Here is a 15,742-nt window from a genome sequence, read left to right as displayed (position 1 = left end):
CCGATCAATGCAGATCGATTGAAACCTCCATTAACCTCCATCTCCAGCAGGTGAAATTAGAGCACCTTGTCGAAGATATAGAGAATAAATTTGACCGAAACCGCTTCCACGGTTTTATCGGCTCTAGCCTACCGATGCAGGGCGTATACAAGATCATTGACTCCGTTGCACCAACCACAGCAAGCGTATTCATTATCGGTGAAAGTGGTACGGGTAAAGAAGTGTGTGCAGAAGCAATACACAAAGAAAGCAAACGCAGTGACAAACCGTTTATCGCCATAAATTGTGGTGCCATCCCTAAAGATTTGATGGAAAGTGAAATCTTTGGTCATGTGAAAGGGGCCTTCACCGGAGCCACCACCGACAGAAAAGGCGCGGCCTCCCAAGCCCATTGCGGAACCTTGTTCCTCGATGAGCTGTGTGAGATGGAATTGGAAATGCAGAAAAAGCTGCTGCGCTTCCTCCAGACAGGTACATTCACGCCTTTGGGTGGCAGCCGAGAAGTAAAAGTTGATGTACGCATTATTTGTGCGACGAACCGAGATCCATTATTGGAAGTCGAAGAGGGACGATTCAGGGAAGATCTTTATTATCGAGTCCATGTCGTTCCAATTGATATGCCGCCATTACGCGAGCGCGGTAACGACATCGCCACGTTAGCAAACCACTTCCTCAAAATTTACGCTAAGGAAGATGGGAAAGCGTTCACCGGCATTAACCGCGACGCAGAGAACATACTTAAGCGCTATAGTTGGCCAGGTAATGTGCGTCAGCTGCAGAACATCATTAGAAATATTGTGGTACTCAATGATGAAACCAAGCTCACCGCAGAGCACCTGCCCGCTCAAGTCACTCAAGGAAAACCCGCGAAAGCAGCAAAACCCCAAGTGGCAGAAACCCGAGCTGTCGAACCTCAAATGACGGTGGTAACTCCAGCAGAAGCGCCTGTTGAGTCAATCGCATTTTCGCCGAGCGAAGACAAGACACCGGTTAACATTCGCCCTATGTGGCAGATCGAACGCGAGGCAATACAGCAAGCGATTGATTATTGCGATGGCAATGTGCTTAATGCGGCGGTGTTGCTCGAACTTAGCCCTTCTACGGTTTACCGCAAGAAGCAGGCTTGGGAAGCGGAAGATGAACAACAGTTCGCCGATTAGCGTTTGGCTGGTCATCGATAGCCTGACCTTTGGTGGGATTGAAAGTCACCTTTTAGAACTCGCCAAAGGACTCAAGCGACATAACGCTAACGTTAAAGTATGGTTAGTGAGGCGCTATTCTCATCCCGCCTCATTAGCCGATAAGTTAGCGCAAAACTGTATCCCATTTGAATACCTGTCAGAAAAAACCATGCGTGCGCTGCCAAATTTGCTCCGCGCGATCAAGGCAGGCTCCCCCTCTGTGATACATGCTCATGGTTACAAGGCAAGCCTGCTTTGCAAGTTAGCTCACGTTGCCACTGGGGTGAAACAGGTGACCACCTACCATGCCGGTGAAACTCCGACTGGCTTAGTTAAACTTTACGATTTCCTGGATCGATACAGCGTCTCACTTTCCAATCATTCACTCGCTGTTAGCCGCCAAATTCAAGCTAAGATACCCGGCCAAACATTTTGCCTAAACAACTTTGTGGACACCCATAATGTACCGCGCTCAGAGGGTAAACAGATTGCCTTCGTTGGCCGATTGAGCCATGAAAAAGCCCCTGACCGATTTGCAGAGCTTGCAAAGCATCACGCAGGTCTCGCGTTCGATATCTACGGCAGCGGACCAATGGAGCAAGAACTCAAAGACACAAAGCTCAACAATGTCCGTTATCATGGCCATCAAACCGATATGACTAGCGTATGGCCCAAAATCGGTACTCTGGTCATATGCTCTCGTTATGAAGGGCTACCTATGATTGCATTAGAAGCCATGACTCGAGGTATCATTGTTATCGCGTTAGATGTCGGTAATTTGTCTAAGCTCATTAACCACAATGAGAATGGCTTTCTTTTCGACTCTTTCTCTACCTTAGCCACTCAATTTCGCCAGTTGTTAAACCAAGATCGCCCCACCCTAGACGCTATCCGACAACGCGCTATCAACACCGTAGAAAATGATTACTCTCCACAAAGCGTCATTCCTAAACTGCTCAAAATCTATGGTTCTCAAGTTGAGAAATCTGATTTTCATTTTGACAACTCATCACAATCGAAAAATTAAATCTTTAAATTTCAACAAGATAAACCCGAAAGATTCTTGGCACTCGAATTGCTCTAGTTAACGCAACGGAGTCTTAAGACTCAATGTGATTAATGAGGGGAGCATCATGGCTAAGAATATCTTATTTGTTCATTATGGAGACGATTGGATTCGAGGGAGTGAGCACTGTTTACTCGATTTGATCCGTTACGTATGCAGGCGAAATTACCGACCAATCGTTTGGACTAATAATCGCGCACTGTTCAAACAGCTGAGCGTGATGAACATCGAAACCCAGTTCAATGAATTCCCACTGCTGCTTGGTTGGAAAGCGCCACGCTTTGATGTCGCAAGCTGGCTTAACCTGATTGAACAAGGCTGTAATATCATTGAAGAATATGACATTGATCTTGTACACGTTAATAGCGCGGCTCCTTGTCAATGGATGACTACAGCTGCACGTATTAAACGTACCCCTCTGGTGACACAGCTGCACTGTGACTACACCATTAGAGATAGATTAACCCTGGGTATCCACGCCAGCCCCAACATTATTTCAGTCAGCCACCATGTGGCGAAACCCGTCCTAAAAGACGGTTACCCGAAAACGCAGCTCCACGTTATTCATAACGGTATAGACACCAAGCAGTTAGAGAGCCAAGAACGAGTCAATGCTAAGCAACACCTAGGTATCGCTGACGACGCCTTCCTGTTTGCAACCGTTGGCTCGCTGATCCGACGTAAGGGTGTCGATCGACTGATCAAAGCTTTACGTCATGTGAGTTTGGAGTACCCCCACACCCACCTTCTCGTCATCGGGGATGGACCACTGCGCGACAGACTTGAAACCCATGTAGATTGTCTTCACCTCAACCAACACGTTCATTTCATTGGCGAACAAGACAATGTCATTGGTTGGCTGAAAGGCTGTGACGCCTTTATTAGCGGCGCGAGAAGTGAAGCGTTTGGCTTAGTCATCGCAGAAGCGGCTTTAGCAAAAATTCCAGTCATTGCTCCGCAAGAAGGTGGCATTCCAGAGTTCGTAAAACATGGCGAAACAGGAGTTTTGTACCCAAACAACGGCGTGGGCATCATCACCAAAGCAATGCGCATCGCGATCAAGAAACCTAAGTTGTGTCATCAACTCGCGCAAAACGCGTATCAGCACATTGTCGACCATCACGACATTGAAATGAGTTGCCAGAAAATCGAGAAAATCTACCGCACTATGCTCGCTGGCGAAGGTAAAACACGAGTCGGACTAATCCGTCCATTATTGCCGTTAAAAACTTTCGTTAATAAACGTCTAAATTTGGGAGGTCAACATGGCTAATCTTCCTACTACGCTCGTGTATGACCCGATCACGTTCAAAGGCGGCTCAAAGATAGCCACCAGCGACGCGCTGAACCTTTGCACCGTTAACAAACAACACTTTCTGGTTATCAGCGCGGATACGGGTTACTGGCAGCAAACGGAATTCTATCAGCGTCATCAACCTACATTGATCAAATTGCCAATGGCCGCGTTATTGACTCGTCACCATAACGGAATATTGTACTGGCTAGAACAGTGGCTAACTGCACTGATTGTGCTGTTCTTCATTAGCCGCAGCAAATGCGTCACCCAATTACTTGGCGCATCCGGACCTGGCATTGACATGGCCTTATACCTAGTGCAAAAACTACTTGGCGTGCCTGTTATCCAATGGGTACACGGTAATGTTGGCCTGTCTCGCTCCATTGGTTATTGCTTAACCAAAGCCGATGCAGTGTTCTTCCTTCCATCGACAGAGACCAGCATTCGCAATGCGATAGAACACTACTTTAAAGCAAAAACCAATATTGCAGACTCTCAAGCCATTTCGACTCATTTTATTTCAGCGTCGCATTACCATGTGACCATAAACGGTTTAGCTCAAAGCCGTTGGCCGTCACGTTCACAAACGGATTTCCCAATAGGTTTATGGGCCGCTTCGCTACTGAAATGGAAAGGGCTAGATACTCTTGTAGAAGCCGTAAAGTATGGCCAGAAAGTTCGCCCACTGGCATTAAACATTTGCTTTATTCGACCAAACAACACGCGTTTACCCGTCTCAAACGCCCCGGTGGATCTCTTGCATACTCAATGGCACCAAGATCCTGACAATCTCGATGAGATAAGAGCCCAATCAAACATCTTTATTTCAACCAGTCACAACGAGCCGTTTGGCTTATCCATTCTGGAAGCTTTGGCGGCGGGTATGTGCGTGGTCATCCCAGCTGACGGTTCTTATTGGGATCAAGTCCTTACCCACAATGAAAACTGCGTGAAGTACCAGCCAGGTGATGCCAACTCATTGTGCGATGCACTATTGTATGCCTTTAGTGAAAGAGACGTGATGCAAGCTTGTAGCCGCAAAGCTCATAAAGTTTCTCAAACCTACCGTGCTGACATTCAGTATCAAAAATTTGTTCACTGCATCAGTGGCACAGCACCCGCTCAGTTAACGAGTGTTTAAGGAGCCGGACATGGAAAAGAACGCAATCAAAAATATGAGCTTGTACGCAATCAGTTTGTTTCTCATCAAGGGTGTCTCGCTGTTTACTTTGCCCCTAATGGCACATTACCTTTCGCCGTCTCAAATCGGCCAACTCGAGTTTCTTGGCATCACAACCGTGTTTTTTTCTATGGTGGTTGGGTTAGCCATGCACGAAAACCTATACCGTTTCATCGGTACAATTGAGAGTGAATTTGAACGTCGCCGAAAAGCCAGTCAACTGTATACCGTTTGTTTACTGATTTCCTCAGGCCTTGCTCTACTCGGCTTACTTATCTATCAGCTGGTAGGTTCTCCAATAGAAGCCATCAACGACTCCCAACTACTATTGATGACCGTAGTGCTGTGTTATGAGGCGCCTTTGGCCATTGGTCTAGCGTGGCTGAGATTACACAACCAAGCCTCTCTGTTTTTTAAAGTCAGCGTCTCAACCGTTGCAATACAACTCGCGCTATTAATGGCAGCTCTGATCTACCGACCAGATGTTACGGTTATTTTTGCAATCAATGTACTGTGTACTCTAGGTCAGTTTATATTTCTTCACTTCTACATTGGATTTGATTTTCGTCTTCCAGCAAAAGAGAAAATCTATACCTATCTGAGCTATTCTACTCCGCTGATGTTATCAGCGATGGTAGCGTTTGCGTTGAGTGGCGCAGAGCGTTGGATCATCGTTGCTTATACCGACTTAGATACACTTGGCATTTATGCGATTGCGGCTAAATTTGCGCTTGGCGTCGGAATCCTGATTCAACCGTTTCATATGTGGTGGATGCCTAAACGCTTTCAGGTTCAACAAAGTAAGGGGGAACAAGTTGTTGCTCAGACGACAGAACAAGGTATCTTACTACTCATTGTTATCGCCGTCGGCCTGACTTGGGCAAGCCAGCTGTTCATCACTTACACACTGCCCTCAGCCTATCACGCAGCCAGCCAAATGGTCAGTATGACAATATTGATCATGTCGTTTAAAGAACTCACAGAAATGGTCAACATTGGCATTCTATACGCGAAGCAAACAACAAAATTGTTGTTCATCAATCTCATCTCGATTGCGATTGCCGCATCGATTGGGTTAAGCATCATTGAACACGGCATCGCAGCGATCTTGGTTGCTCTACTCGCGGGCCAAATCAGTCGCTTCATTCTTGCGCTTGGATTGAGTCAGAGACTACTTCCGCTACCGTACCGACTCGCTCAAACGTTATGCTTACTCTCGTTAAGCAGTTTGATGATTTTTAGCAGCAGCCTAGCTTACTCGAGTGACATAAGCGCAGTAATGATGGTACTGCAACCATTGCTGATCGTAGGGGTTGCGCATCGTGTTGGTTTAATCGACATCGTACGAATTAAAAATCAGACAAAAACTGCGAAAAGTTATCTAGATAGCCTATCTTCACAGTACAAGGCGAAAGGCAATTGATATGCAGAACTTAGCAGCACAAAAGAAAGCCATACTACTGATGAGCCTCCTTTGTTTAGGATTGGCGGCACTATGGAGCTTAGTGCCTCACCCTGCGATCATCGCTGTCATTTGCTTTATCCCCTTTGGTATTCTATTCGTCCTTAACCAAACATTCTGGTTGGTGAGCTTATTTGTGCTGTTTTCCTTTTTTAGAATACATGAAGCTTTTCCGGCCCTCTATTCATTGAAAATCCCGCTATTACTTTCTTTAGGGGCGCTTTCCGCTTTGATGTGGCATACGCTGATCAGTCGTCAAATCGTTACCTATTGGCACCCTTGCCTTACTCAGCTTACTGTATTTTGGGTTTTAGTCGTCATAGGCTGTGTTCTGGCCTCTAACCCCGGCATTTCAATTACTTACTTTAAAAACATTTACTGGAAAATCATTATCATGACCCTAGCCATTGCGTGGCTGGTAGACACACAAGACGCCGTAAGAAAGATCGCCACATTGATCATTATTTCCGGCGCGCTGATTTCCGGTGTTGCAATCTTCAACTCAGTCAACGGCATCGGTTTAGTCGAAGGAACTAGAGTGACCATTGGCCGAGCACTAGGCTCAGTGCTTGGTGATCCTAATGACTTGTCATTGGTGCTGATGTTTCCTCTCGCTTTTGCCATCTCTTTCGCTACCACCAAGAAGATCGGCCTCGCTCGTTTGCTTGGTGTAGTAGGTGTATTGCTCGCGGTCTGGGCAGTGCTCGCAACTCAAAGCCGGGGTGGTCTACTCGGCTCTTTAGCAGTGTTTGGCATATTCGGCCTACGCTTGATACGCTCTAAAACGTTACTCGTTACTCTCGGTGTGGTCGCTGCTACCGCTCTATTTTTAATGGCAGGTATATCTGACAGACAATCAGGCGGTGCAGCGGAAGAAGGGATTGATGCGTCGGCAATGGGCCGACTTTATGCCTGGGAAGCCGCATTTAAGATGGCGCTGCACAATCCACTAACGGGGGTTGGTTTAGACAACTTTTACTCAAACTACTATTTTTACAGCCCGCATTGGGATGGCTTAAATCACGCGGTACACAGTACGTGGTTTGGCATCCTCGCCGAAACCGGATTTGTTGGCTTAGCCGCTTTTATTTGGTTGATCTGGGGGTTGATCAAGACAAGCCGTCAAACACTGATTACATTGAACGAGAACAAGGATCGATTTTCCCCCTATTTAACCGCGACGGCCCTAGCTGTATATGCTGGATTGATAGGGACGGTGGTCTCAGGGACTTTCCTCACGCAAGGGTTTACCTGGCCAATATACATTCTGGCGGCATTGTGTATCTCCATTTCTCGCATTAGTCAAAATCCTTCTCAAAATGAGAAAACCTAAAATGCTCCGCACACTTAACAAATAAACCATTGAAATAGCTAACTATTATTTTTGGCACGTTCCGTGTAATACATGCAGTATTACTAGAAAAACGAGGACGGCTTATGTTAGCGCACCAACTCAACCACTTTAAAGTTTGGCTAAAAGAAAACGACAAACCTATCTATCGCAATCTGTTTCTCATTTTGAAAACGGTGCGCGCTTGTGACCTTCCAACACCTCGCTGGTTAAACAAGGTCATCTACCTCATTCACTCAACACTGAAGAACCTATTGGGCGCGACGGCGAGAGTGTTCATTCATACTCCCGCGTTTAAAGGTCGCTTGTCTCACTATGGACGTGGCTTATACCTGTTCGGAGGTGTGCCCTTTGTGTCAGGCCCGTTGGATATCTCAATTGGTCATGATTGTCGAATTTCAGGCCACACGACATTTAGTGCCCGGCCCCAAACTCTCAATCCAACACTGATTGTCGGCAACAACGTCGACATTGGTTGGCAAAGCACCTTTGCCGTTGGCCGTCGAATTGTCCTCGAAGACAATGTAAGGATTGCAGGTCGCGCCTTTTTGTTTGGTTACTCTGGTCATGCCATGGATGCAGAGCTCAGAGCCAAAGGTGAAGGAGATAATGAACAAGACATTGGCGATATCATTCTTAAAAAGGATGTATGGCTCGGGACTAATGTCACGGTTTGTCCGAATGTCACCATTGGCGAAGGCACCATTGTTGGTACGGGAAGCGTCGTGACCAAGGATCTCCCTCCTTTTGTGGTCGCGGTAGGTAATCCAGCGAAAGTCGTCCGCCACCTTAATGATAAGGAGGTTCCCCATGCGTGATTTAATTGTATTCGGTGAAGACTTTGGCGGCCTTCCCTCTAGTACACAACATTTGGTTACTCGTTTGGCGAAAGACAGAAAGATCCTTTGGGTAAATTCCATTGGGCTACGTCAGCCCAAATTAAACCAGCATGATATGGCTCGCGCGTTCAACAAACTGCTAGGGCGCTCAAAAGCGGGTTATCAAACGCCTTCTCAGTTAACGCCTAATAACATCACTGTTGTCAACGTTAAAACCATCCCGGCGCCAAGTTCTTCAATCGCGAGAACTATCGCAAGACAGGTGTTAGTGGCGCAAATAAAGCCTGTCATTGAGAAGCTAAAGCTTCAATCACCTATTTTATGGAGTTCATTGCCAACAACGGCCGATCTTTGTGGACATTTAAACGAATCAGCGGTGGTTTACTATTGCGGCGATGATTTCTCAGCTTTAGCGGGCGTGGACCATGACGTCGTCGCTCAACATGAAAACAAACTGGTTGCCAGCGCCGACCTTATCCTCGCTGCCAGTGACAAGTTGTGTAAAAAATTTCCGCAAAGAAAAACACAGCTTTTACCTCATGGTGTAGACGTGAGTTTGTTTCAAACCCCGGTTTCTCGCGCACCAGATTTACCTCAATCGAACCGACCTATTGCCGGGTTTTATGGCAGCCTCTCTAACTGGTTAGATTACGATTTACTCACTAACTTGTGCGAAATGAAGCCAGATTGGGACTTTGTTTTTATTGGGCCAAAAGAAATACACCCTTGCCCATTACCAAAAGCGAGCAATGTCTACTACCTTGGTAAGAAAGCTCATGCAGAACTGCCTCGCTACAGTCAACACTGGACTGTTGGCCTGTTGCCCTTTAAATCAAACGGGCAAATTCTTGCATGTAGCCCTCTGAAGCTGATGGAATACCTAGCCGCCGGATCACGTGTCATTTCTACTGAGTTTCCAGCCGTGACCCCTTACCGCAAGGAAGTGAGCTTGGCACACAACGCAAAGCAGTTTTCAGAAGCAATGGATCGCATTGTACAAAATGATCAGGCTCGACCATCAACCTCTCTTGAACAACACAGTTGGGACAGTCGAAGTCAGGCGTTATCGGTGCTATTGGAGGCGTTATGAACGACCTAAAGCTGAGATTCATCGTGATACTTAACGCCGCATGGCGTCAAAGGTATGTCATTGTTTTACCTATACTCATCTTGCCTTTTGCTGGTTACTTTGTAGGCAAAATGGCGCCAGCTAATTATGTTTCTCACACCAGTATGTTGATCCAAGAGACGGCGAAAATGAACCCATTCTTGGAAGACATTGCCGTTTCTACCATGCTCAAGGAGCGTCTTAATGCTCTTAGCACCCTACTTAAAAGTCGTCACGTATTAACGGCGGTCGCTACCGAGCACCAACTGATCACCGATGACATGACTCCCGTTGAAAAGGATCGTGTCATTAACCAGTTGGCGTCTAGCCTAACGGTGAATCAACCGGGTAAAGACTTCTTGAAGATTACTTTAACGGCGCCCAACCCTAACGGCATGCAAGAACTGCTCGAATCGATCAGCGACCACTTTATTGAACAGCTATTGGCACCTGAAAGATCATCGATCAAGGATTCGTCCGAGTTTCTTGCTATTCATATTGAAGAGCGCAAAGCAGAGCTCGAGCAAGCAGAAATCGAACTGGCCGACTTCAAAAATAAATACGCCGCCGTCACTCCTGAAATGCAAAGCCAAAGCTTGTCACGCTTGGCCTCGCTTAAACAAAGCCTTGCGGAAAAAGAAGCGGAACTGGCTGGGGTAAAACGTAGTCTAGGCTCACTCGATCAGCAACTTTCTCGAACCAACCCAGTGGTAGGTAAAATTGAGGATCAAATTATAGAAACACGCAGTGAGCTGACGCTGTTGCGCGCAAAATACACCGACAGCCACAGCGCCGTCCAAGCAAAGGAAAGAGAGCTCCGCCGATTAGAAAGTGAAAGAACTGCATTGCTTAACGTCGAGCCAACCAGTGTAGACAGCAATCAATTGTGGGATATCGCTAGCAGCAATAGCTTGGCAGAACTCGGGGACATCCAGCCATTGTTGGTTACGCAACTGCATAACTTGCAGTTGGTACGGGGTCGTTTCGAATCCCTAACCGAAGAGACAAAAAGCCTACGTTCGATGATCGCAGAGCTTGAATCGAAAGCAACCCAATTTGGTGATCACGCTCGAGCTATGTATCAGTTGGAACGCGAAGCGACGGTGAAACGTCAACTCTATGATGAACTCGTTCAACGTTATGAGATGGCTCAATTAACGGGTTCATTGGGGGTTTTTGAGCAAGGTAAGCGAGTGAAAATCATCGACCTTCCCTACACACCGAGCCACCCATCAAACCTACCTGTTGTAGTGTTTGTCATAGCAGGTTTCGTGGCTGGCATCGGATTAGGCTGTGGTGTGGCGACGTTTATAGAGCTGTTTAATTCTTCTGTTCGACGAATCGAAGAGATCGAAACCATCACAAGAGCGCCTGTCCTTACCTGCATTCCAAAAATAAAAGAGCCTTCGTCAATCCGCATTTCAAAATGACACAAGCGTTAAGCACCCCACTACAAAAGCCAGTAAAGCAATGAAATTACTGGCTTTTATTTTTGGCACACCCTATGCAATACAACATGTATCGACAACAGTTCAGTATAGGAATCAGCCATGGTGACACAATCTAAAACAACTATTCATGTCGTCCAGCATCTAGCTCCTGGCGGCTTAGAGTCACTTGCACTTGATATGTTGGCATTCTCTAATGCGAATCAGCGAGTACTGATCGTGAGCCTCGAAGGCTCCAAAGATACGGCACTCAGCAACTGGCCGAAACTCACTCAATATCAAGATCAGCTGATCTTTTTAGATAAACCCCAAGGGCGCAGTGTTGAAACACTCATCAAGCTGGTAAAACTGTTCCGTATTTTAAAACCGCAGAGCGTACACACTCATCATATTGGTCCAATGATTTACGGCTCAGTCGCTGCAAGGTTGGCTGGCGTAAAATCACGTATTCATACTGAGCATGACGCGTGGCACTTAAATGCTCGTAAGCATCGATTTTTGCAAGGCATCGCTCTTTATTTAGCGCGTCCACGTGTTGTTGCGGACGCTCAGCTAGTAAGTGATCAATTGACCCGACATTTTGATTACCGCGACGTTACCGTGATTAAAAATGGTATCGACTGTGAACGCTTCAAACCAGGTTCAAAACACTTGGCACGCCAGGCGCTTAATATACCACTGAATCAGAAAATCATTGGGGCTGCGGGTCGACTGGAAAAGGTCAAAGGGCACGATGTCCTAATTAATGCCATGACAAGATTGGAAAACAATGTCCATTTAGTGATTGCGGGGTGTGGAAGCCAAAAGGCTCAGTTGGAAACGCAAGCGAGAGCATTAGGCATTGCTCACCGAGTAACATTACTTGGCTTAATCGACGATATGCCGCGTTTTTACCAATCTCTGGATGTATTTTGTCTACCGTCTCGCTCTGAAGGCTTCCCCCTTTCAACACTTGAAGCACAAGCCTGTGGCATTCAGACCGTCGCAACCAATGTAGGGGCAACTGGTGAAACGCTCGATCCTGCGACTGGAACTCTTGTCACTGCAGAAGATCATCACCAAATGGCAATGGGATTGGAACACGCACTTGAAACAACCTCTCCTTCAAGCCCGCGCTCATTTGTTCTTGATCATAATGAGATTCGCAAAATGGTTGAGGCATACACCCAATTAGCACAGGAGAAACGCGCATGATTGAAATGATCTTAATGGCCGTCTTTATCATCAGTGCTGCGCTCATTGTATACCACCACGTCGGCTATCCCGTGATTCTGGCTTGGTATTCAAAGAACCACCCTCTTAAAGCGATTCGCCATAAAGTTCGCGGCTTTAAGAGCAATAAAGCCGACCGAAGCTGCGCATCCATGACGATTCTTGTGCCGGCTTACAACGAAGAGCAGTGGATTGCAGATAAGATCCGCAACCTCGCTTCGCTCGATTACCCGAAGAACAAACTAACAGTGATCATCGCTTGTGACGGTTGCACAGACAACACGGTTGAAATCGCCGAGCAAACCATCCAAGAAGCGATTTGTAGCGACACTCATTTTGAGATTCGAGCATTTACAAGTAATCGCGGTAAAGTCGCAGTGGTTAACGAACAGATGAAAACCATCACCAGTGACATTACGGCACTGAGCGACGTTTCTGCTTTGATTTCCATTGATGCTTTGTGGGTCGCTAACCGTCATTTTTTTAATCCCAAAGTCGGTGTTGTTAATGGCCACTACACGTTGTTTGAAACTCAAAACAGCGGTGAGCAAAAGTACTGGCAATATCAGAGCCAGGTAAAAATGAATGAAGCGAGTCTTGGGTCGACATTAGGAGCCCATGGCGCATTCTATCTATTTCGCACCCATCTCTTTGAAGAGCTAGAAAACAACACCATTAACGATGATTTTGTTTTACCGATGCAGATCGTTCGCAAAGGTTATCTGGCAGAGTACGACAACGAAATGACAGCGCTTGAGCTTGAGTCCACCTCCGAAGCAGATGACTTCAAGCGTCGCTTGCGTATATCCGCGGGCAACATGCAGCAAGCGATTAAGCTATCAGATATGTTTCTGCCTAGATATCGCGGTGTGGCCTTCGCCTTTTTATCAGGTAAAGGGCTGCGCTTAGCTACCCCTTATTTGATGTTAATGTGCTTAGTGTGTTCGGTTTTACTCATTCATCAGCCCCTATTCGCCGCAGCCCTGGTGGCTCAGATTGGTCTATACAGTGTGGCGTTACTTGCACAACTTCTTCCTGATATTTTCAGCCATAAAGTCTGCAAGTTAGTCCTTTATATCGTAGCGGGCCATGTCGCCAACTTCCTCGGCGGCGCGCGTTACCTACTCGGTCTTGAAACTGGCAAATGGTCCAAAGTGAACCAATAAGGAGATTGTCATGAGCAACTTATCAACCCCTATTAGCATTTATTTAGCCAAGCGCTTATTTGATCTCTTTGGCTCTATCATGGCGTTACTCTTGTTAGCTCCAGTCATGCCATTCATTGCGCTTGCCATTAAAACCAGCTCTAACGGTCCAGTCTTTTACAAGCAACTTCGTGTTGGTAAATCAACACCAGACCGAATGGTTTTCTTTGAGATTTACAAGTTCCGTACTATGTACCAAGACGCAGAGCAACGCACAGGTGCAGTATGGGCCACTGAAAATGATCCCCGCATCACACCGGTAGGACGATTTCTGCGTAAAACACGATTAGATGAGATTCCCCAATTGTTCAATGTAATTCGTGGCGACATGTCGTTGATTGGCCCTCGTCCTGAGCGTCCGAGCTTTTACAACAAACTTGAAAATGCGATTCCTTACTTTGCCGACCGTACTTACGGCGTAATGCCGGGCATCACAGGACTCGCTCAAGTGAACCAAGGCTATGATACCTGTATCGACGATGTACGCCGTAAAGTGGGCTTCGACCACAGCTATGCATTATCACTTCGCTCATTACGCTCTTGGCTAGCGATGGATATAGATATTATCACTCGTACCATCGTGGTTATGTTTGATGGCCGCGGCCGATAAGGTGATTGAGCAGACAAAGGGTTGGCCGTACGTGCCAACCCTTTGCTATTGGAGCCTAGTGATAATCCATGGTTTACCTTACTGCAAATCCTTGATACTTCTATAGCAGCACCTTAAGCATTAAACGCTGCAAACGTGTCACAATGAAAACAACAAAGAGCCCGTGCTATGAAGGATTTGATCTCTCGCTACCCACTGCTGCAACAGCTGATTACCTTACAAGAAACCACTTGGTTTAACCCAAACACTTGTCCTTTGGAGCAAGCACTACCCTACGTTGGCTTGTCAGAAACGGATGTCAATGACGCCTCACAGCGTCTACTCAGGTTTGCCCCTTACCTTGCGCAAGCCTTTCCCGAGACGGCTGCATCTCATGGCATCATTGAGTCACCAGTTCGCGCAGTGACCCAATTTAAACAGGAGTTAGAGCAACGAGAGCAGCAAGCAATCTTGGGTAAGATGATGATCAAATTAGACAGCCATCTACCTATCTCAGGTTCGATTAAAGCGCGTGGCGGCATTTATGAGGTTCTTACTCATGCCGAAAAGCTCGCCATTGAACACAATAAACTGTCAGTGGATGAAAACTACACCAAACTAAACAGTGACGAATTCCGCCAATTTTTCTCACAATTTAGTATTGCCGTTGGTTCGACGGGTAACCTTGGGTTGTCCATTGGCATCATGAGCGCCAAGCTCGGCTTTAAAGTGACGGTCCACATGTCTGCCGACGCTCGTGAATGGAAGAAGTCAAAGCTGCGTGAACATGGCGTCCATGTGGTTGAGTATCAAAGTGATTATGGCGTCGCTGTTGAACATGGACGCTTAGAGGCCGAAAAAGATCCTAACTGTTTCTTCATCGATGACGAAAACTCGCAAACCCTCTTTTTAGGTTACTCCGTTGCAGGCCAAAGACTCAAACAACAATTTGATCAACAAGGTATTGTCGTCGATGAACAACACCCTTTGTTTGTCTACTTGCCATGTGGTGTTGGCGGTGGCCCCGGAGGTGTCGCCTTCGGGCTTAAACTGGCTTTTGGCGATAACGTCCACTGCTTATTTGCTGAACCAACTCACTCACCTTGCATGTTACTAGGTGTCCATACGGGCTTACATGATGAAATAAGTGTTCAAGATATTGGTATCGATAACCTCACCGCTGCTGATGGCCTTGCGGTAGGCCGAGCCTCTGGTTTCGTCGGGCGCGCAATGGAGCGCATGCTGGATGGTTTTTATACGGTGAGCGACAGCACTCTGTATAATCAACTGCAACTACTGAACCTAAGTGAAGGGATAGCTTTAGAACCTTCAGCGCTTGCGGGCATCAAAGGGCCTTTGATTGTAAGTAACAGCGAAAGCTATCAGCAAACGCACCAGTTAACCGCAGACAAGATGAATAACGCAACACACCTTATTTGGGCGACTGGAGGCGGTATGGTGCCGGAAACAGAAATGAAGCAATACTTACAGCTCAGCATCAAAGACTAAAATTTAGTCGCATCCGATAAGCCATGCTGATCAGGTGCAGAATTTATTCACAAATAAAAACATGATTTAGTGCACATTTATCCAGCTTTGCGGCTCAAAAAAAGCGCCTTTTTGATTAGATGTAAAGCAAACAGTTTAAAAACCAATAATTTGCTCTTGCACGTAAGAATAAGTCTCGGTACTATCCATCTCGTTCTTAAGGAATGGGTCCGTAGCTCAGTTGGTTAGAGTACTACCTTGACATGGTAGGGGTCGGCGATTCGAGTTCGCCCGGACCCACCACTCCTTAAAGCCA

General features: G+C 46.6%; 13 protein-coding genes and 1 tRNA gene. All 14 read left to right on the top strand.

The window, feature by feature from the left end; genetic code table 11:
- Window positions 1-1,160, top strand: a 1,160-nt coding sequence (locus RH45_RS16185) for a sigma-54 interaction domain-containing protein (protein ID WP_008079121.1), incomplete at its 5' end; no start/stop codon positions are given.
- Window positions 1,138-2,208 carry a glycosyltransferase family 4 protein gene (locus RH45_RS16180; RefSeq protein ID WP_008079120.1) on the top strand — a complete coding sequence of 357 codons (1,071 nt, stop codon included), beginning with the start codon at window positions 1,138-1,140 and terminating at the stop codon, window positions 2,206-2,208. The genes RH45_RS16185 and RH45_RS16180, both read left to right, overlap by 23 nt.
- 106 nt (window positions 2,209-2,314) lie before the next feature.
- Window positions 2,315-3,520, top strand: a complete 1,206-nt coding sequence (locus tag RH45_RS16175) for a glycosyltransferase family 4 protein (RefSeq protein ID WP_008079119.1) — start codon at window positions 2,315-2,317, stop codon at window positions 3,518-3,520.
- Complete coding sequence (locus RH45_RS16170) at window positions 3,513-4,685, top strand: glycosyltransferase family 4 protein (RefSeq protein ID WP_008079117.1); 1,173 nt, start codon at window positions 3,513-3,515, stop codon at window positions 4,683-4,685. Before RH45_RS16175 ends, RH45_RS16170 begins: the two co-directional genes overlap by 8 nt.
- A 10-nt stretch (window positions 4,686-4,695) precedes the next feature.
- Entirely contained in the window at window positions 4,696-6,147 is a 1,452-nt protein-coding gene (locus tag RH45_RS16165; protein WP_008079115.1) for a lipopolysaccharide biosynthesis protein, read from the top strand.
- A 1-nt stretch (window position 6,148) separates the two neighbouring features.
- Window positions 6,149-7,519, top strand: a complete 1,371-nt coding sequence (locus RH45_RS16160) for an O-antigen ligase family protein (protein WP_008079113.1) — start codon at window positions 6,149-6,151, stop codon at window positions 7,517-7,519.
- 104 nt (window positions 7,520-7,623) lie between these two features.
- On the top strand, window positions 7,624-8,355 hold the full coding sequence (locus tag RH45_RS16155) for an acyltransferase (RefSeq protein ID WP_008079111.1): 732 nt from the start codon (window positions 7,624-7,626) through the stop codon (window positions 8,353-8,355).
- Entirely contained in the window at window positions 8,348-9,466 is a 1,119-nt protein-coding gene (locus tag RH45_RS16150) for a glycosyltransferase family protein (protein ID WP_008079109.1), read from the top strand. The genes RH45_RS16155 and RH45_RS16150 overlap by 8 nt, the downstream gene beginning before the upstream one ends.
- Entirely contained in the window at window positions 9,463-10,914 is a 1,452-nt protein-coding gene (locus tag RH45_RS16145) for a GumC family protein (RefSeq protein ID WP_008079107.1), read from the top strand. The genes RH45_RS16150 and RH45_RS16145 overlap by 4 nt, the downstream gene beginning before the upstream one ends.
- Window positions 10,915-11,034: 120 nt before the next feature.
- Window positions 11,035-12,126, top strand: a complete 1,092-nt coding sequence (locus RH45_RS16140) for a glycosyltransferase (protein WP_008079105.1) — start codon at window positions 11,035-11,037, stop codon at window positions 12,124-12,126.
- The gene (locus tag RH45_RS16135) at window positions 12,123-13,310 is read left to right on the top strand and encodes a glycosyltransferase family 2 protein (RefSeq protein WP_008079102.1); all 1,188 of its coding nucleotides are present in this window, start codon (window positions 12,123-12,125) and stop codon (window positions 13,308-13,310) included. The genes RH45_RS16140 and RH45_RS16135 overlap by 4 nt, the downstream gene beginning before the upstream one ends.
- A 10-nt stretch (window positions 13,311-13,320) precedes the next feature.
- A complete protein-coding gene (locus RH45_RS16130; RefSeq protein ID WP_008079101.1) occupies window positions 13,321-13,959 on the top strand; it encodes a sugar transferase in 639 nt (212 codons plus the stop codon).
- A gap of 168 nt (window positions 13,960-14,127) precedes the next feature.
- A complete protein-coding gene (locus RH45_RS16125; protein ID WP_008079099.1) occupies window positions 14,128-15,447 on the top strand; it encodes a D-serine ammonia-lyase in 1,320 nt (439 codons plus the stop codon).
- A gap of 205 nt (window positions 15,448-15,652) precedes the next feature.
- Window positions 15,653-15,729: transfer RNA gene (locus tag RH45_RS16120), tRNA-Val, on the top strand.
- The last annotated feature ends 13 nt before the right edge of the window (window positions 15,730-15,742 follow it).

Origin of the sequence: Vibrio sinaloensis DSM 21326 (assembly GCF_000189275.1) — a bacterium.
GTDB classification, from domain to species: domain Bacteria; phylum Pseudomonadota; class Gammaproteobacteria; order Enterobacterales; family Vibrionaceae; genus Vibrio; species Vibrio sinaloensis.
The sequence above is the reverse complement of the archived record's forward strand: the minus strand, read 5'-3'. Positions and strand labels throughout refer to the sequence as shown.